At 40.7% G+C, this 18466-nt stretch carries 16 protein-coding genes; 10 read left to right on the top strand and 6 right to left on the bottom strand.

Going from position 1 to position 18466, the window contains the following annotated elements:
* The 3 genes from VK664_RS16085 to VK664_RS16075 form a co-directional block, all read left to right on the top strand.
* A partial coding sequence (locus VK664_RS16085) for a methyltransferase (RefSeq protein ID WP_461399707.1) occupies positions 1 to 500 on the top strand: 500 nt, incomplete at its 5' end.
* Between the two features lie 235 nt (positions 501 to 735).
* Positions 736 to 1668, top strand: coding sequence for an NYN domain-containing protein (locus tag VK664_RS16080; protein WP_461399706.1), 933 nt, complete (start codon positions 736 to 738; stop codon positions 1666 to 1668).
* 450 nt (positions 1669 to 2118) lie between these two features.
* Entirely contained in the window at positions 2119 to 3498 is a 1380-nt protein-coding gene (locus VK664_RS16075) for a glycosyltransferase (protein WP_461399705.1), read from the top strand.
* Positions 3499 to 3529: 31 nt separating this feature from the next.
* Here the strand turns inward: VK664_RS16075 and VK664_RS16070 are convergent, their stop codons facing one another.
* On the bottom strand, positions 3530 to 5998 hold the full coding sequence (locus VK664_RS16070; protein WP_461399704.1) for an outer membrane beta-barrel family protein: 2469 nt from the start codon (positions 5996 to 5998) through the stop codon (positions 3530 to 3532).
* Between the two features lie 178 nt (positions 5999 to 6176).
* On the opposite strand from VK664_RS16070, the gene VK664_RS16065 reads away from it, so the two are divergent.
* From VK664_RS16065 to VK664_RS16055, 3 genes are all read left to right on the top strand, one after another.
* Positions 6177 to 7304, top strand: a complete 1128-nt coding sequence (locus tag VK664_RS16065) for a sensor histidine kinase (RefSeq protein WP_461399703.1) — start codon at positions 6177 to 6179, stop codon at positions 7302 to 7304.
* A complete protein-coding gene (locus VK664_RS16060) occupies positions 7301 to 8023 on the top strand; it encodes a LytR/AlgR family response regulator transcription factor (RefSeq protein ID WP_461399702.1) in 723 nt (240 codons plus the stop codon). Before VK664_RS16065 ends, VK664_RS16060 begins: the two co-directional genes overlap by 4 nt.
* A 145-nt stretch (positions 8024 to 8168) precedes the next feature.
* The gene (locus tag VK664_RS16055) at positions 8169 to 9038 is read left to right on the top strand and encodes a helix-turn-helix domain-containing protein (protein ID WP_461399701.1); all 870 of its coding nucleotides are present in this window, start codon (positions 8169 to 8171) and stop codon (positions 9036 to 9038) included.
* 137 nt (positions 9039 to 9175) lie between these two features.
* Here VK664_RS16055 and VK664_RS16050 read toward each other — a convergent pair whose 3' ends face one another.
* Entirely contained in the window at positions 9176 to 10603 is a 1428-nt protein-coding gene (locus tag VK664_RS16050) for an AAA family ATPase (RefSeq protein WP_461399700.1), read from the bottom strand.
* Positions 10604 to 10725: 122 nt separating this feature from the next.
* Here VK664_RS16050 and VK664_RS16045 point away from each other — a divergent pair, with 122 nt between their 5' ends.
* Positions 10726 to 11805 carry an NADH:flavin oxidoreductase/NADH oxidase gene (locus VK664_RS16045; protein WP_461399699.1) on the top strand — a complete coding sequence of 360 codons (1080 nt, stop codon included), beginning with the start codon at positions 10726 to 10728 and terminating at the stop codon, positions 11803 to 11805.
* A 23-nt stretch (positions 11806 to 11828) separates the two neighbouring features.
* Here the strand turns inward: VK664_RS16045 and VK664_RS16040 are convergent, their stop codons facing one another.
* Both VK664_RS16040 and VK664_RS16035 read right to left on the bottom strand, forming a co-directional pair.
* Entirely contained in the window at positions 11829 to 12191 is a 363-nt protein-coding gene (locus VK664_RS16040) for a hypothetical protein (protein WP_461399698.1), read from the bottom strand.
* 34 nt (positions 12192 to 12225) lie between these two features.
* Positions 12226 to 12480, bottom strand: a complete 255-nt coding sequence (locus VK664_RS16035; RefSeq protein ID WP_461399697.1) for a GntR family transcriptional regulator — start codon at positions 12478 to 12480, stop codon at positions 12226 to 12228.
* A gap of 119 nt (positions 12481 to 12599) precedes the next feature.
* Here VK664_RS16035 and VK664_RS16030 point away from each other — a divergent pair, with 119 nt between their 5' ends.
* From VK664_RS16030 to VK664_RS16020, 3 genes are all read left to right on the top strand, one after another.
* Positions 12600 to 13046 carry a carboxymuconolactone decarboxylase family protein gene (locus VK664_RS16030; protein WP_461399696.1) on the top strand — a complete coding sequence of 149 codons (447 nt, stop codon included), beginning with the start codon at positions 12600 to 12602 and terminating at the stop codon, positions 13044 to 13046.
* 17 nt (positions 13047 to 13063) lie between these two features.
* A complete protein-coding gene (locus tag VK664_RS16025) occupies positions 13064 to 14557 on the top strand; it encodes a pyridoxal phosphate-dependent decarboxylase family protein (protein WP_461399695.1) in 1494 nt (497 codons plus the stop codon).
* A gap of 112 nt (positions 14558 to 14669) precedes the next feature.
* Positions 14670 to 15482 (top strand): MBL fold metallo-hydrolase, encoded by an 813-nt coding sequence (locus VK664_RS16020; RefSeq protein ID WP_461399694.1) that lies wholly within the window; start codon positions 14670 to 14672, stop codon positions 15480 to 15482.
* A gap of 174 nt (positions 15483 to 15656) precedes the next feature.
* Here VK664_RS16020 and VK664_RS16015 read toward each other — a convergent pair whose 3' ends face one another.
* Together VK664_RS16015 and VK664_RS16010 are read right to left on the bottom strand one after the other, a co-directional pair.
* Positions 15657 to 17276, bottom strand: coding sequence for a serine hydrolase (locus VK664_RS16015; RefSeq protein ID WP_461399693.1), 1620 nt, complete (start codon positions 17274 to 17276; stop codon positions 15657 to 15659).
* Between the two features lie 189 nt (positions 17277 to 17465).
* A complete protein-coding gene (locus VK664_RS16010; protein ID WP_461399692.1) occupies positions 17466 to 18335 on the bottom strand; it encodes an AraC family transcriptional regulator in 870 nt (289 codons plus the stop codon).
* Positions 18336 to 18466 lie beyond the last annotated feature (131 nt).

Below are 18466 nucleotides of genomic sequence, written 5' to 3'. Positions count from 1 at the left end.
CGCATTGTGATATTGGAGGGGCAGGTGGACATTTTTCTACCCAGATAGTTACATACAATCCTTCCATTCAATCAATAAGTTTTGATCTTCCTGCTGTTGAAAATATAGCAAAACGTAATCTGCAGGCTATGAAAGTGAATCATAATGTGGCCGTAGTTTCGGGCGACTTTTTCAAGGATACATTTCCCAAAGCGGATGTTATCACTATGGGAAATATACTGCACGACTGGGACCTTCCAACCAAAAAAATGCTGATCAAAAAAGCTTATGATTCTTTACCTGCTGGTGGTGCATTCGCAGTAGTTGAAAACGTAATTGACGATAAGCGTGAACAGAATGCATTTGGAATGATGATGTCACTAAATATGCTCATTGAAACAGATGGTGGTTTTGACTATAGAGGCGCTGATTTCCTTGATTGGGCAAAGGAAGCCGGTTTTACTTCCATGAAAGTGATGCATCTTAACGGTCCAACTTCGGCACTTATAGTTTATAAATAACCGTTATAATGCTGTAGATATTCCAGGGATAAAAAAGGATACAATAAGATAAAATGTCGTAAACATTGAAGGGGCTTAAGCCTTGTAAATCATTGTAATAATCTACTTTATATAGTCAAGAATCAGAAAACCGGATGCACCGTTCTTAATTGCCGGGAAAGGAATAACAGGCCAGTTCTGTTGTTCCTTTCTTTTGTGATTTCTGATGCAGGAAAGAGGCGTAATTTAGCTTATCATGGAAATGAACCAGGAATTGAAACTTGCCGTATTGATAGATGCTGATAACATACCCTACGCAAATATTAAAGGGATGTTGGAAGAAATTGCAAAGTATGGTATACCAACTTTCAAAAGGATCTATGGCGATTGGACCCGGCCTTCATTGTCTGGCTGGAAGGGCGTTCTGCTGGAAAATGCCATCACGCCAATTCAACAATACAGTTATACCAAAGGAAAAAACTCTACGGATTCCGCGTTAATTATTGACGCAATGGATATCTTATATACTGCCCAGGTTGATGGCTTTTGCATCATTTCCAGTGACAGTGATTTTACAAGACTCGCAACCCGTTTAAGAGAAGCCGGGAAAAAAGTATTTGGAATGGGTGAAAAGAAAACACCTGTTTCATTTATCGCTTCCTGTAACAAATTCATCTACATTGAAATCTTAAAGATAGAATCAAAACTTACACCCGCTCCTGTCACTATAGCAAGAGAACCTAAAGGTAGAAACAGCAGGAGCAAGGTTGCAACTGGCAAAATACTGAACGAAAGGCCCGTTGAACAAAATGCCAGTGCGCAAAAAGTGATGGCTGAGACAGCTGTTTCCGGGCCTGTACCAATGGACAGAAGCCTACCCGAAAAAGTAGTTGAAGACAGGCCGGCAGTAAGCCGGCCGGTAGCAGTATCAACACTGAACGATGGTGTAATCAGGCTTATTACTGCAAGCATAAATGATCTTGCAGAAGAAGATGGGTGGGTTGGCCTGGCGGTTCTCGGCGCCTTGATAATGAAAAAACAGCCTGATTTTGACCCAAGAAACTACGGCTTCAAAAAATTAGTGGAACTGGTTAAAAGTATACCCCAGATCGAAATTGATAAAAGAGAATCGACGAAGAACAACGTTTCGCACTTCTATGTAAGACTTAAAGAAAGCTATGAGCTATGAGCTATTAGTTATGAGTTATGAGTTATGAGTGATGAGTGAGTGGTGAGTGTGAGTTTTCTTTTGAGGAAGTGTTTTTGAATTGTGGGTATCAGCCATATACTTGATAAATTGTTCCTGAACTGTTCTCGGGCCTGTAACATGGACCGAATCTCCATTCTGCATATATGAAGCTATCTCCTTAAAATATTTCTGAAAAGAGTTATGAATTATGAGTTATGAATTATGAAAAAGACCACTCACCACTCACTCATCACTCATCACTCACCACTCACTCATCACTCACTCACCACTCACTCATCACTCATAACTCATCACTCATAACTCTATGTACGGTTCATTCTTCGAAAACGCTGTTTCAAACACTACGCCCTGGCACTGAAGGTGATTATATTTTAGCATTGTGTTTAATTAAAAAATAAAAACACCTTGTCAATAGTAAACACCTTGTCTATGCAAAAAACCCCCTCAACCCCCAATCACAAAAAGATTTTGTTTGTCACCGCACCAGCAGACGGACATTTCAATCCCCTTACAGGACTGGCAAAACATCTTCAGAGTCTTGGATACGATGTTCGCTGGTATACACAGGACTCGTATAAAGAGAAACTCACTAAACTGGAGATTCCACATTATCCCTACCTGCTTGCCCCACAATTGCACCAGGGTAACTTCGAGACTTTTTTTAAAGAACGTGAGAATCAAAAGAGCCAGACAGCAAAATTCAAGTTTGACCTGGAACATGTATTTATCTTGCCGGCAACAAAAATCATCCTGGATCTGGAAGAAATCTATAAAGAGTTTTCATTTGACCTGGTGATTGCTGATATCTTTTCATTTGTAATTCCTATGATCAAAGCCAGACTCGGCGTTCCGGTTATAGCAGCGGGAATTATACCTATGATGGAAACTTCGCGTGATTTACCTCCCGCCGGACTGGGATTAACCCCCTCTTCAAACCAAATTGGTAAGTTTGGACACAATGTATTAAAATGGCTTACCAATAATATCATTTTCAAGAAGCCAAATAAGCTTTTCAACGAAGTGCTTAAGAATTTTGGTGCAGTTTATCCCGGCAAAAACATCTTTGACATACTTTATTGCTCATCTGATATTGTATTACAAAGCTGTACACCAGGCTTCGAATACAAGCGTAGTGATCTGAGTAAAAATATTAGATTCGCCGGGCCATTATTGCCATATTCTTCCAAAAAAAATCGTGAACCATGGTATGATAAAAGGCTGGCTCAATACGAAAAGGTGATAGTCCTTACGCAAGGCACTGTTGAAAAGGATGTAAATAAACTGATCGTCCCAACGCTTGAAGCATTAAAAGATTCAGATGTTTTGATTATATGTACTACCGGTGGTTCACAAACGGCGGAGTTAAAAATAAAATACAACAGGTCAAATATCATAATTGAAGACTTTATTCCCTTTGATGATGTTATGCCTTACGCGGATCTGTATATTACCAATGGCGGATACGGGGGTGTAATGCTGGGAATACAAAATGAACTTCCACTGTTGGTTGCCGGTGTTCATGAAGGTAAAAATGAAATCTGTGCAAGGGTTGGTTATTTTAAATTGGGTAAAAATCTAAAAACCGAAACCCCTAAACCTGCGCAGGTTGCTGCTGCAGTGAAGGAAGTATTAGGTATCCCGGTTTATAAAACGAATGTTATAAATTTAAGAAAGGAGTTTTCCAATTACAACCCGAACGAATTATGTGCGAAATATGTGGCTGCATTGACCCAGTCAGGCAATGATGGCATTGAAGGAAATGGTAGAGCCGGAAGTCATGCGCGCCGCAGGGATTCTGCTATATATTGATGATTGTTTAGTGCGGGATCAGGGTAAAGTTCTATTCCTTTCTCACCCTGTTAATTTCATCAGGGCCTGGTTTACTGGTGTAGTTCTTCGATCCATTCCCAAAGGATTTTGAATAAGTCAGCCGAAACACGGGAAATATCCGTGTTTCGGTATCGAAGGCAACATGGTTCTTAATTCCGAAAGCCTCTTTTGTAATAGTTCCATACCAGGAATGAATACGCATCGTCCGGAAGATATCAGAAACAGAGAGTTGCAGGCGACCATAATTTTTGTTCAATTCTTTCTTGATGCCCGCATTGATTGAGCCCATCGCACTTACTTTAACAGTGCCATTGAAGGTCTGCGAATTGTACCAACCTGAAATTTCAGCCGAGTAATTTTTTGTAAGCTGGAATGTTTGATTGAAGTTCAATGACCAGGCGAAATAGGTTTTTCTCACAGGAAGAAGTGAATAATTCAATGCAAATTGCCGCCAGCCTGCAACGAGATTAATATTGCTGTTCCACCATTCTGTTAGTCGCCATGGACTATTTATTTGCAGGTTAAGATAATTCTTGTAACGCAGATTTTGCGGCGACACGTATAGAAGCCTGGAACCTTTACTTTCAGTCAGTTGATAATTTGCAATCGGATGATCATCCCTGCTAAGCATCATTGTGAAGCTGTGGTTGCGATATATGTATCCCAATTTAAGATTCCTACTGATGGTAGCCCTCAGACCCGGGTTACCGGTATATACCGCTGTTGCATCACTGTAACGCACAAACGAAGCAAGGTCGTTATAAGTCGGTCGGGTAATTCTTTCTGTATATGAAATCTGCCACTCGCTTTTAGAACCTGGGCGTAAAACAACGAAAATAGCAGGGAAAAATTTTGACATATTCCTGCTTAGCAGTTGTTTACCAGTGACGGGCTCTTTCATTTCCGTGCTTGCATATTCATAGCGACCCCCAACAATGAAATTGGCGGCTTTACCCGGTCTGAAATTAAATGATGTATAGGCAGCAGCGATATGTTCATTCATCATGATTTGATTAATAGTTTCCGCCCGGCTAACCAAGCTGCCATCAACCAGGCTTTCGAGACCTGATAAACTGCTGCTTTGAGTGAGGTTGCCTTTGAGACCTGCTTCCATTTTTATTGTTGTCGTGAGTTCCTTTTGATAATCGGATTTTAAAACTGCAACTGATATCTTCGTTTGGGCAAAGCCATATTGAAAAGGTGAAAACATGGTGTCGTTATTCCCAACTGGTTTTTCATTTTTGTCTTTCAGGCTTGTTTGAATAGTAGATGGATTTTCATTTTTGAAATGAAGGAAATCTGCCCCGAAACTCAGTTTTTGTTGTTTCGGAAAGAACCGGTCAAAAAAAGTGGAGACTGAATAATCTTTCCAGTCATTCGGGCTTTTGATAAGACCCTTAAAATAAAGCAGGGAGTCGGGCATTAGCAGATAATTCGATTGGTCCGTAACCGTCAACATCCGCTTACTTAAATTGCCCGATAGGATTATGCCGATATTTGTCAGTGTATCAGGATGTATGATAACACTATAATTTGCATTATGGTTTTGCTGGGTTGCTTTGCTTGTATCCCATACAACTACTTTCATACTGCCGCCAAAAGTCGGCATCACCTGTTCACTGATTATAAACAAATCAGTCCGGGTCCTGTCGACGGAATAGGAATAAGCTCCGCTGAGATCAACCTTCGATCCTATGTGTGACAGGTTAACACTGGCCATTCCCTTGGGTCCCCAACCCTGGCCGGCAGTGACGTACATAGAACCATTTGTTCCTTTCTTAATTGATTTTTTTGAGATGATGTTGATGATGCCGCCGCTGCCTTCCGCGTCGAAACCTGCACCCGGCGATGTAAGCAGTTCGACTTGTTCAACATCATTTGCGCTCATACTTGTTAATAAAGTTATAAGCTGGTTCGCAGGCATCCGCAGAGGCCGGTTATTGATCATAACAAGAACTCCGCCTTTACCATTCAGTGAAATAGTGTTGGTTCGGGGATCAATCAACACACCCGGCGATCGTTCAAGTATGCTTAGCAGATTATTCCCTTTCGCAAAAACACTTCCAGCAATGTTTACAATTGTACCATAAGGGTTTTGGCGGGTGATGGGTTTAGTAGCTCTTATTTGCACTGCTTCCAATTGTTCTGCAGCAGGTTGCAGAAGCTGACTTCCAAAATTTACAGTTTGTTTGCCGTTCCAATAGAATTTTTGAGAGGTCCATGAACTGAACCCAATGTTGCTTATTTTCAACAGGTAATCTCCTGCCATTAATGGAGTGATACGGTAATTACCGGCCGTGTCTGTGAACATTGAAATCATCATGGAACTGTCCTGGCTTTTTAAAAGCGAGACATTTGCAGCTGCGAGAGGACTGAGATCTTTGGTTGCCGAATCCTGGGTTATTACTTTTCCGGTCACCTGGGTATTACCTGCTAAAGCCAATAGTAAGCATCCTGATATCAGTGTTGTTTTAATCATGGGCATGAGTTTCTGATCTAAAGAAAGGAATGCCCATGTTCATTTAAAATAAGGATTGACAAGGCGACCGGAAATGTTGATAAGGTGCAGAACTACAGAAAACTGCCTTTCGTCAATATTTTCCCGCCGGTTATATTTACAGGCACTTCAAACCGAATGATTCGCATATTTTTAATACATGCAGATTTATGCAAAAACAGGTCATTGGTTTTTCCGATACAAGCTGTATCATCTGCCTTTCTGGTTTCTTTATCATTGTGCCTGGTGGACAATCAACATTGGCAACCCACTGGCTGTTGCAAACAACATTCTTTATTCACCCTATGCCATAAAGTTTTTTTTCTATGTTATCTTCCAGGCCCTGGGTGTTTATTTTAATCTATATTTTTTAATTCCGCGATTTCTTGAGAAAGCGAAGTACCTGGAATACATCGTTTATCTGTCACTTACAATTATCGCAACGGCAGCATTTATCGCCTCCGGCTATAATGTGAGCGGCTGGCTATCGGGAAAAACAATGCTATCCCTTTACGGTGTTGAACCAGCAAATTATCTGTATTTTTTTCAAATGAATACATTGCCATCTACAGTGGCATCAATGACCCTGGCAATGTGCGTGAAGCTTACCAAGAACTGGCTACAGGGGAAACAACGTGAGCGGGAGCTGCAACAGGAGAAACTTGAGACAGAGCTGAAGTTTTTGAAATCCCAGTTCAACCCCCATTTTCTTTTCAACACGATAAATTCAATCTTTGTATTGATTCATAAAAATCCTGACAAGGCTTCTGAGTCACTTGCAAAATTTTCAGAATTGCTGAGATACCAATTATACGAATGCAATGAACAACAGATTCCTCTCAAACAAGAGATAAGTTACCTTGTAAACTTCATAGAACTGGAACGTCTGCGACAGGAGCGAAATCTTGAACTAACTGTAAACATAGATCAGCAAGTGAACAATGATCTCGTTATTGCACCATTCATGCTGATACCGTTTGTTGAAAATGCCTTCAAACATGTAAACAAATTAAACGGGGAGATAAGTCGCATTTCGATTGAATTGAAAACAAAAGATGCCGACTTATATATGACGGTTACAAATTCGGTGGCCAATGGACCAGCTGTTAATGCCGATGTTATTCACTTCAGCGGGATAGGGTTAACAAATATCCAACGAAGACTGGAGCTCCTTTACCCCGATGCACACGTCTTGTCAGCCCGGCGTGGCAAAGGTGAATACAAAGTTGAATTAAGTGTATTGCTTCATCAGCACCAACCCGTTAACCTGAAAATGGTACCACTATGATTTTAAATTGCGTTGTGATTGATGATGAACCACTGGCCCGGGAATGCCTGGAAGGGTACCTGAAAGAGGTCGATTTTGTCCGCTGCGTAGCATCAGGCAATAATCCTGTTGAACTGAGCCGGATACTTGAAGGGCAATCGGTGGATCTTATATTTCTGGATATCCAGATGCCTATGATGAATGGGATCGAATACCTGAGGATTTCTCCTAACCGGCCTATGGTTATAATCAGTAGTGCTTACCCTCAGTATGCGCTTGAAGGATTTCAGCTGGATGTACTTGATTATATGGTGAAGCCAATTGTATTCAGCCGGTTTTACAAAGCCGTAAGCAAAGCCAGGGACTACTACATGCTATCGAAACCAGCCGTCGATGCAAATGAGATTCATTCTTCTTCGTATTTTTTTATTAAATGTGATTACCGCTATGAAAAGATTTATTTCGCTGACATTTTATTTATAGAAGCCTTGCAAAATTATGTTACTATATATACAACTGCAGGAAAGTTTCTAACGCTGTTGTATTTGAAAAACCTGGACGAGAAACTTGACAGTCGGCGTTTCCTGCGTGTTCATAAATCATATGTTATTTCAATTGATAAAGTAAAAGCAATTGAAAACAATGAGATCATAATAGGAGAATACCGGATCCCCGTAAGCCGAAATTATCGTGATGCCGTGATCGGCCGTGTTGTGAATGATAAATTGTGGAAAAAATAGGAGAAAAGAATAATCTGCTCCTGGTGTTGCGTACTGTGTAGTGACCCATAATACCCCGGTTCGTGGTATACATATTTATAAAATATTTACTATCTTGACTTAAGATTTAAATCGCATTTTAAGCCGTCACTAATATTGTGTAAAAGTGCTGGATCTATACGGAAATTTAGTCGCAAATACTAATCATTACAAGCAGCTACGCTGTGCTGATTGCCTGGTGTCAATTTACAATTGTCCGCTCGAGAACAAAAATCAGGATATCTGGAGCCAGCATAACTATTTTGTTTATGTGATGAAAGGCCGTAAAATCTGGCATACGACTCACGGCTCCTATAATCTTAGCGAGGGTAGCTGCGTGCTGGTAAGAAAAGGAGCCTGTATTGTTGAACAGTTTTTTGATGACACATTTTGCCTTGTGATATTCTTCGTAACAGATGAATTTATTTGCGAAGTGTTACAAACTAAAACTTCACCGGTAAAGGCGGCTCCAAGGAGATATCAGTCGGTGATTGCGGTCGAAACCAACGCGGTTCTCAGGACTTTCTTCGAGTCCATGATGCCTTTTTTTGAGGCTAATCCTACGCCTGACCGGTCGTTGATCAATCTTAAATTCAGGGAGCTTATTCTTACCGTGGCGGATAATCCTGCCAACGAAGAAATGTTATGTTATTTCTGTTCTCTCTTAAATACTCCGAGGTCCGTTTCGCTACAGGAAGTAATGGAAGATAATTTTTGTTTTAATCTTAAGCTGGAGGAATTTGCGAAACTGAGTTCGAGAAGTTTATCGGCCTTCAAACGTGACTTTATCAAAATCTACAAGTCGCCACCTGGCAAATGGTTATTGGAGAAGCGGTTGAACCACGCATTACACCTGATTACCAATCGTAATAAAACCATTGGTGAAACCGTATTTGAAAGCGGTTTTGAAAGCCCTTCACATTTCAGCCGGGTCTTTCGTGACCGGTTTGGCAGGTCCCCGGCTTCTCTTAAAACTTCCGAGACATTTGAAGTTTAAATGGAATAAACGAATCCTGGCTGGCCAATACGCTGAGTTTTAAATTTCAGTATCACAAACACCGGATTTTCACTTTGTTCCAAACAAGGCATCCATTATCAATTCATATTATTCCGAACAAGACATTCATTGTCAATTCACTTTGTAGAAAACAAAGCATCTATTGTCAATTCATTTTGTACTATTGAAGTAGAATATTGATTGTTTGTTAAACCAAAAGTGGTAATCAAAGTCAGAAATAATGATTTCCTGGTTTTAGATTCTTCTCTGAATGCCTGTAGTTTGTTACGAAGCTGTTCAGCGTATTTTTTATCAATCGTGAAATCGTTGATTGAAAATTTTATTTCACACACGTTAATTACATGGTCACGGCGATCAATTAATAAATCAATCTGGGCACCGTTTTCACTGGTGCGGCTTTTCCATGAAGCAGTTTGAGTTTGAACGCCGCTGATACCCAGCGCCATTTTTATTTCAGAAAGATGCGAAAGACAAACCTGTTCAAAAGCGTATCCACTCCACGCCCTTTGTTTCGGAGAGTCGAGACCCGCAATCCAGTTATTCTCATCCATAACACTTGTGCCACGTATCATCTTTAGATAAAATAGCGAATAACAATCGATGAGTTGGTAAAGATGATTTTTTTCCTTTGCACCGAAAGCCATGTACTTTCTTATAAAACCACTTTCTTCGAGTTCCTGTAATAGTCTGCTAAGTCCACCACCACCACTAAGGCCAGAGCTTGCAATCAGTTCTTCACGTGTAAGTCCTTTACTTTTTTTCCCCAATGTTTCTATCAGCTGGATATGCTTTTCCGGGTGATGGAAAAGCGAACGATATAAATTATCAAACTCGCTCCGCAGGAGCCCATCCGCTGAAAAACAGAGCTTATCGATATTTTGGGCCGCGCTTTTACGAACCTTTACCTGTTCGAGATAAAATGGGATACCACCCATGACCATATATAACAACACAATCTGATAACGGTCATATACAGCCGATTTTTCTGTAAAGAATTGCTCGCATTCACTAAGTGTGAATGGTTCAACCCGGATTCTTTGGGTAACCCTGTTGTGTAAACCTCCTTTGTTGTTGATGAGTTTACTGATCATCCACCCGGCAGCCGACCCGCAGACAACCAGGATAATATCTTTCCGCCCACTTGCCCATGAATTCCAGAAATGTTCGAGTGCAGAAATAAATCCCGAGTTAGGCGTATCAAGCCAGGGCAGTTCATCTATAAATATAACCTTGCGACCAGATTTGGATTGCTCAATAATAGAGATTAATTGCTGAAATGCTTCCTGCCAGTTTAAAGGCACAGCTAGGTTCAATTGTTTTGATGCATATTTGCTGGCAGCATAATTGAAATTGACCAGTTGTTGACTAAGCGTTGCGTTAGCAAGTCCCGTAATGGAAAAATCGAAATTATTTTCAAAGGCCTCCCTTACCAGGAAAGTCTTGCCAACCCTGCGTCTTCCATAAATGGCAACGAACTCAGCAGTTTTTGCTGTTTTAAGGCTTCTCAGGAGAGCTAGTTCTTTTACACGACCAATAAAGTTCATGAATTCGATTTGGCCGTAAAGGTATTAAAAATACGTTTTCCGGCCAATCTAAAAGTTGGATTTGGCCAAAAATAGATCAAAGAGCCGGGTTTCGGCCAAATTGAAATACTAAAACATATAAAATGAGTTTACTTTTTTCTCCGATCACAATAGCTGGTACCGAACTAAAAAACAGGATTGTTATTTCGCCTATGTGTCAATATTCGTCAGTAGATGGATTTGCAGACGACTGGCATCTTGTTCACCTGGGATGCCGGGCAACAGGAGGCGCCGCATTAATTATCCAGGAAGCTACAGCGGTGAATGCAGAGGGACGGATCACTTATGGCGACCTGGGAATCTGGAAAGATGAACAAACCAATAAATTAAAGCAAATAGTATATTTCATTCATCAGCAAGGTGCGAAAGCGGGAATTCAACTCGCGCATGCCGGAAGGAAAGCGAGCTGCGAACTGCCCTGGAAAGGAGCAGATCAGGTCCCACCAGATCAGCCCAATGGCTGGCAAACCGTGAGTGCTTCTGCCTTACCATTCAAAGCAACGCAGTTGTCACCTCTTGCCCTGGATAAAAACGCGATCCAGGGGTTGATAAACGATTATATAGATGCTGTCAAAAGGGCTAAAGCCGTCGGGTATGATGTTGTGGAAATACATGCCGCCCACGGGTATCTGTTGCACCAGTTTTATTCACCGCTTAGCAATAACAGGACTGATGAGTATGGCGGAAGTTTTGAAAACAGGATACGACTCCTTATGGAGGTAGCCCGGGCGGTAAAAAAGGAATGGGGTAAAGAGAAGCCTTTGTTCGTGCGTATTTCAGCCACTGACTGGACGGAAGGCGGATGGACCATTGAAGATTCGGTGAACCTCGCAAAGTTGCTAAAGTCTGAAGGGGTTCATCTGATTGATACATCAAGTGGTGGCAATGTACCGGTGGTGAAGATTCCAAACACGCCCGGTTACCAGGTTGGGTTTGCAGCAAGGATCCGGATTGATGCCGGAATTTTAACCGGAGCAGTCGGTCTGATAACTACAGCTCAACAGGCGGAAGAAATCCTTGTTAGCAAACAAGCTGATCTTGTTTTGCTGGCAAGAGAAAGTTTAAGGAACCCTAATTTCCCGCTAAGTGCTGCTCAACAATTAGGAATGGATATCAGGTGGCCAATCCAATATGAAAGAGCTAAGTCAAAACCTGCCAGGTAGAAAAAAAGCGGGTGTTGATTTACTCAGATGCGCATACATTTCTTAAGTATGGCAATGGCTGTAAGTTGTTCGCTGGTGTTTAAAGATGCGAACCCAAACCTGGCGGCGTTATATTTTGTCGTATCGGTATTATAATCTTCCCCGGTACTAATTACCAGTCCTTTCAAAAGTGCATCAGCCGAAAGTCTGGGCAGGTTATGATTTTTGAAAGTGAGCCACACAGACATGCCACCATCAGGCACCTGGAATGAAACATTTGAACCAAGTTCATTTTTCAGGAGGTCACAAAAATGATCTCTTCTTTCCCTATACAACCTGACTGTTTTCTTTATGTGCCTGGAAATAGTTCCGTCCTGATAAAGTGATGCAATTGCGTTTTCAAGCAAACTATCACCCTGGTGATCAATAAAACGGCGAAAATTAGCAGCTAGTTTTAAATGTTCCTTTTCTTGGTATCATTTGTATCCAGCCCTGCGCTGCCAACTCGTCAAAAGCCGCTACAATAGTCATCCGGTTTATCTGGAGTTCGGCCGCTATAATCCTTGAGCCGGAAAGTTTGAGACCCTTTCGCAGCCTGCCATTCATGATATTATGAATGAATGCATTTGTGATCTGCAGATACACCGGTGTGTCTGATTCATGATCAATGTTTATCCATTCTTTCAGCTGGTTCATCTGGATTAGCTCTTATATCTTTTCTGGCCTAGTTAGGGCATCCAGCAAATTTATATATTTATGGTATCAAAAAACCATCGGATTTTAAATATTAAATCCTGACAGAAAAATAAAGTGATATGAAACAAAGAATGGACCTCGTTAAAGTGGCCCCGTCGGTTTATCAATCAATGGCGGGTGCTGAAAAAGTTATTCATTCCTATAAACTGAATGAAAAATTATTACACCTGGTAAAACTCAGGGTGTCACAAATAAACGGCTGTGGTTATTGTGTGAATATGCATTCACGTGATGCGAGGAAAGCAGGCGAGTCTGAACAGCGCGTTTTTACAGTGAGCGTCTGGTGGGAAGTGCCATTTTTCACTAAAGCTGAACAATCACTTTTCAGATTAGCTGAAGAAGTCACCAGGATATATGAAAAAGGTTTAACCGAACAAACCTACCAGGATGTTATTTCGCATTATGGCGAGGAACAGTTCGCAGGATGGCTTTATGCCATCACTGTGATCAACAGTTGGAACAGAATTGCGATTTCCATGCATACGGTTGCCGAAGCGGATCATTAACACTGAAATATGATTAAATGGAAGAGCTGACAATTATTGAAAGGATTGCTGAACTTGAACATGTGGCCGGTAAACTCGAGCCAGATTCAAATGAAAGGCACAGGATCACAGAAGCAGCCTTTCATTATGCTGATCAGTTCATTGAATCATTAGCAGAAAAGCCGGGATTTGTCAAAGGCAATTTGTCAAAACCCGAAGCACTGGAAATCAGGGAGACACCAGGTTCAATTCAACAATTACTCGGGATACTGAAAGATGAAGTAGATGTGGCAGGTATCAATTCTGCATCGGGCAGACATATGGGTTATATACCTGGTGGGGGATTATTCACCAGTGCAATAGCTGATTTCCTCGCTGCTGCGGCCAATCGTTATGCCGGTATTGCTTATTCCAGTCCCGGTGCAGTTGAAATAGAAAACCAATTGATACGATGGTTGACTTCGTTGGTTGGTTATGGCCCCGGAGCCCATGGCAACCTGACTTCCGGTGGTTCGATAGCAAACCTGGTAGCCATTAAAACTGCCAGGGATTTTCACCAGGTAAGTGCGGCTACAGTTAAGAAATCTGTTATTTATATCGGGGCGAACGCCCATCATTGTATTCATAAAGCCATTGACATCACTGGTCTCAAAGAAGCGGTGATAAGAAACATTCCCCTCGACGGAAGGTTCCGAATGGATACTACAGCTTTGTTTTTGCAATTACAGGCTGATACGGATTCAGGATTGCAGCCGTTCCTTATTGTTGCATCGGCAGGCACGACAGATACCGGTGCAATAGATCCTTTGAACCAGATCGCAGCCTTGTCAAAGCAATTCAACACATGGTTTCATGTTGACGCTGCCTATGGTGGTTTTTTTATGATGGTTGATGAACTGAGACATAGGTTCCGCGGTATTCAGAAAGCTCATTCCATTGTAATGGATCCTCATAAAACCTTGTTCCTTCCCTATGGTTCCGGGGTGGTTTTAGTAAGAAACAAAAATGCGATGCTCGATTCATTTTCTCACCAGGCTCCTTATATAACTGATGCTTATGATATGGATGATATAGATCCATCTGACACCGGCCCTGAACTCACACGTCATTTTCGTGGTTTACGCATGTGGTTGCCGATACATTTACATGGCCTTACACCATTCCGCGCTAACCTTTCGGAAAAGATAATGTTAAGCCGGCTTTTCAGGACTGAAGCACAGAAAATGGGCTTTGAAACCGGGCCGGAACCTGATCTTTCGGTGGTCATTTTTCGACTGCCAGGTGATGATGATAACAGGGAAAATGAGCTCTTTCTTAAAAAGCTTCACCATAATGGTAAGGTGTTTTTTTCATCCACCAGGATCAATGGTAAGTTATGGATACGTTGTGCAGTCGTCAGTTTTCGCACGCATCTCGGCGAAATCCTGGAAGCACTCCAGATGATAAGAAGCATAGGTGATGCTGTTTTTTTTGAAAGAAGCCGGCAGGCCATTCAATTCCCTTGCGACGATGATTGCCTGATTGCAGTGTGAGTAAAGGTGTGAGTAAACTTGATTGCTGTATGATTAAATTTGTCGTGAATGCGTTAATGCGCTTAACTTTCGGCGAGTAAATGACTTTTTCAGATGAACCTAACTTTCGCTGATGAACTTAACTGATAAAGAATTAAATCCGGACGAACACATTATATGCTCCACTTGCGGTACACAGTATAAAACACATAAACAGGAAATTTGTTTCATCTGCTCAGATGAACGTCAATACATCCCGGAACAGGGCCAGGCATGGACTACACATCAGCAGCTTTTGCAAAAGCATAATGTGGAAGTATTGAAACTACAGGACAATCTGTTTCAATTCACAGTATCACCGGCTATCGGTATTGGTCAGCGGGCACTTTTACTTTTATCACCAGAAGGAAACATACTTTGGGATTGTATACCACTGCTTGATGATATAGTTACAGAATTCATCAGGTCAAAGGGCGGTCTGAAGGCAATTGCATTTTCTCACCCGCATTTTTTCAGTAACATGAGCCAGTGGGCTGACAAATTTGATTGCCCCGTATATATCAATGCTAAGGACAAAAATTGGATCTTCAATAAGGGAAATCATATAACACTTTGGGAAGGAGAACAAAAACATCTTTGGGATGACATCTGCATCACCAATCTCGGTGGGCATTTCCCGGGCAGCAGTATCCTGCATGCCAGGCAATCCTCCCCTGGCGGAATGATTCTTTCGGGTGATACTGTGCTGGTATCGGCAGATAAAAAACATATCTCTATCATGTACAGTTATCCAAACAGGATACCTTTGCCAATTAAAGATGCTAACAGGATTATGAGCAAGTTAAAAACGCTTGAGTTCGATAGTCTATACAGTGCATTTCCAAACCTGGGTATAACGAAAAATGTGAAAGAGATCCTGAGTGCTTCGATTGCCAGGTATATATAATGCCCTGTCTTGATTGTCTTTTTTATTTATTTTAGTTATAGATAATCTTTGTTTCAATTCTCTACTCTCAATTGATTTAAATATAGTTTCCGCATTTGAGAGACCTCTTTCGATTTGATTTAGGGATGATTTCCCATTTTGATTGATTGTCCTATCAATTTGATTAATTCTTTATCAATTTCCTGCCTTGATTTGTTCCAGTATTTTCTTTCCGGCGTCGTTTTTGGGATTAAGTTCTATTGACCGTTGATAATTTTTAGCAGCTTCATTCTTTTTTCCAAGTTTCAATAAGATTTCACCATAGCTATCATAGGAATTCCAACTGGCAGGAAATAATTCAACATTTGTTTTGAGCACTTCAAATGCCTGATCATTCAGGTTATTCCACAGGAATTGATAGCCCAGCAGGTTCATTTCATTTTCATCTGTATTATAATTTGTAGTATCTGCTTTTAATCTTTCAAGAACTTTCCGTCCCCCTGTCATTCCCCCTGTCATTAGCTCATGTCCGTATTTTTTTGCGGTGCTGAGTTTCGGGATTGAAATTTTTTCACTGTTAAGAATTTTCATGGCACTCAAAGCCTTATCGAAAGCATAAAACTTCATGTTGTCAAACAGGATAATGGTTTGATGCCTGGAAAGATTCCGGACAAACATAACTTCTATGCCTAAGCCGCCGCCGTGATGAAAAACAACATTGCCATAGGTGGTGTCGTATAACAGAGACCAACCCAGTCCGTATCCTGATGTATTCGGGTTCGCTGGAGGAACTATTGGTTGATAGGCATTGCTAAGCGTAAGCTTTTTCAATAAGATTCCCGAATCAAGAGCCTGGCTATATTTTAATAAATCATGAGTAGTGCTAACAACATCCCCATGTCCTTTAAAATTGTAAGTGCGAAAAATATATGCATTATCTGAAGTTGTATCAATGCTCTCCGGAAGCTCCGAAAAAAGATAACGGTAACGCTGTTCTTTGCAAAGATTTTTATCGATCCCAAAATAAAACTCGGATAAGCTTGAATTTTCCATCCCGGCAGGAAGGAAGATATATTTCCTGAGATAGCTATTAAAAGGCATGCCGGAAATATGTTCAATCAACAAGGCCAGCAAATAGTAATTAACATTGCTATAAGCGAAGTTAGATCTGGTACCCTCTCCTGCAGGCTCTCCCTGTAAAGACTTGTTCATTTTTACCAGTGCAGGAACAACGTCCTTATTTGTAAAAAATGTATCCTTTTCTTTCCTTAATGAATCAAGAAACTTATAAAAATCGCCTGATGGAATCCTTGAGGTATGTGACAGCAATTGTTTTATTGTAATGTCGGGATACGGAAAAGCAGGGAAATATTTCGAATATTCATCACTCAGCTTTAATTTATTTTTCTCTTCCAACTGAAGTATGGCAGTCGAAGTAATAGTTTTTGTAACCGAAGCCACCGGGAAAGATGTTGAAGTAACATTCAGCTTCTTCAAAGCCAGATCTGCATAGCCAAACGATTTTTCGTAAACTATCTTTCCATTTTCAGCAATAAGAACGTTCCCGTTGAACTGTCCGTTTTCAGCCAGCTTTGAAAAATATGCATTTAACAATGCTGCCCTGGATTGATTATTCGATGTTGATTTTGTATTCGCAGTTGACTGAATATTGGGTTTGACTTGTGTATTTGATTTCGCCTGCGTTTGGATTCCTTCTTTAGCTAAAGTTTTAGATTGGGCATTCAGATCAATCGATCCCGTTAATATTATCAAACAAAAAATCAAAAACATTAATAAAAAACTACTCTTTTTCATAACCCCTGATATTTAAAACAATATTATTGCTAACTGCGCTCTAATAAGGACATCCGGTCCCTGCCTTTGTTGCACCTTATCCACCATTAAAACCCAGTGATGAATTAAACCAACTAAAAATTTCACCACTCCCTTTCATAATTCATAACTCATAATTCATAATTCTCTTCACATAATTCATATTTCTCTTCAAATGCTCATAAATTCCTTTTTATACTGATATGGTTTCTTCAGCATTATTTCCTTGAACTGCTTATTAAAGTTAGACAGCGTATTGAATCCACATTCATAACAAATCCGGGAAATCGAATCATCGGTTTCAATTAAAAGCTTGCAGGCATGTTTGATCCTGATCTCTGTAACAAACTTCGAAAAAGGCTTATTGTTTTTCATAGTGAAATACCGGCTGAAAGAAGTTGGTGTCATATGCAGGAGTTCGGCAAGCTCCAGAAGCAAAATCTTCTGCCTGAAATTTTTTAAAACATACTCGTACACCGTATTGATGCGATGTGTTTCATGTTCATCAAAAGTATTTTCGTATAATTTGCCCGAGATATAATGATATTCTTTTGTGACAGATAATATATCAAGTATTGATAGCAATTGCATCACACTTGATATTCCCTGCATGTTCACCAGTTCCTGCATCATCTTTATGACCTGTAATTTTTTCGGGCCATAAAATTCAAGACCCCGCATGGATTTGGTGAAGAGCTTTTTTACAACGGCCATCTCTTCCTTTTCCATGATATGATCACCAAGAAACTGCTCATTGAAATAAATTACCACACCACTTATGTACAGGCAGTTTGTTTTCTCAAAATAAGCTTCGTCGCTTCGCCACAGATGCGGCAAATGAGGGCCAGTAAAAGTTAGTTCCCCCGGACGGAATGCCTTGATATTGTCACCTATAAACCGGGTTCCCGTGCCCTCAAGTACAACAAAAAGCTGGAACTCGGAATGCGCATGCCAAACGGGATCAAAATGTTTATCATGTAATTGCCTGATCACGAAAATCTGTGATAGTGGTATCGTAGACTTATGTAAGGCTGCTCTCAATCTTGTGTAAGTTGTCGTTATATTCCTGAATTTAAAACAATTAATGATATAATTCAGTCAAAACTGGATAAAATTTGGATAGGGATTCACGTTGGTAAAAAGGAAATTTGGGTTAGGTTTACAAAGACATA

The sequence above is a fragment of the Flavitalea sp. genome (assembly GCF_035489435.1).
GTDB lineage: Bacteria > Bacteroidota > Bacteroidia > Chitinophagales > Chitinophagaceae > DATHKG01.
This window is presented reverse-complemented; position numbering and strand designations above follow the sequence as displayed.

What these genes read in the sequence shown, in the direction of transcription:
- VK664_RS16080 (WP_461399706.1), top strand. Translation starts at nt 736, where the DNA reads ATGGAAATGAACCAGGAATTGAAACTTGCCGTATTGATAGATGCTGAT.
- VK664_RS16075 (WP_461399705.1), top strand. Translation starts at nt 2,119, where the DNA reads ATGCAAAAAACCCCCTCAACCCCCAATCACAAAAAGATTTTGTTTGTC.
- VK664_RS16070 (WP_461399704.1), bottom strand. Translation starts at nt 5,998, where the DNA reads ATGATTAAAACAACACTGATATCAGGATGCTTACTATTGGCTTTAGCA.
- VK664_RS16065 (WP_461399703.1), top strand. Translation starts at nt 6,177, where the DNA reads ATGCAGATTTATGCAAAAACAGGTCATTGGTTTTTCCGATACAAGCTG.
- VK664_RS16060 (WP_461399702.1), top strand. Translation starts at nt 7,301, where the DNA reads ATGATTTTAAATTGCGTTGTGATTGATGATGAACCACTGGCCCGGGAA.
- VK664_RS16050 (WP_461399700.1), bottom strand. Translation starts at nt 10,603, where the DNA reads ATGAACTTTATTGGTCGTGTAAAAGAACTAGCTCTCCTGAGAAGCCTT.
- VK664_RS16045 (WP_461399699.1), top strand. Translation starts at nt 10,726, where the DNA reads ATGAGTTTACTTTTTTCTCCGATCACAATAGCTGGTACCGAACTAAAA.
- VK664_RS16035 (WP_461399697.1), bottom strand. Translation starts at nt 12,480, where the DNA reads ATGAACCAGCTGAAAGAATGGATAAACATTGATCATGAATCAGACACA.
- VK664_RS16030 (WP_461399696.1), top strand. Translation starts at nt 12,600, where the DNA reads ATGAAACAAAGAATGGACCTCGTTAAAGTGGCCCCGTCGGTTTATCAA.
- VK664_RS16025 (WP_461399695.1), top strand. Translation starts at nt 13,064, where the DNA reads ATGGAAGAGCTGACAATTATTGAAAGGATTGCTGAACTTGAACATGTG.
- VK664_RS16020 (WP_461399694.1), top strand. Translation starts at nt 14,670, where the DNA reads ATGAACTTAACTGATAAAGAATTAAATCCGGACGAACACATTATATGC.
- VK664_RS16015 (WP_461399693.1), bottom strand. Translation starts at nt 17,276, where the DNA reads ATGAAAAAGAGTAGTTTTTTATTAATGTTTTTGATTTTTTGTTTGATA.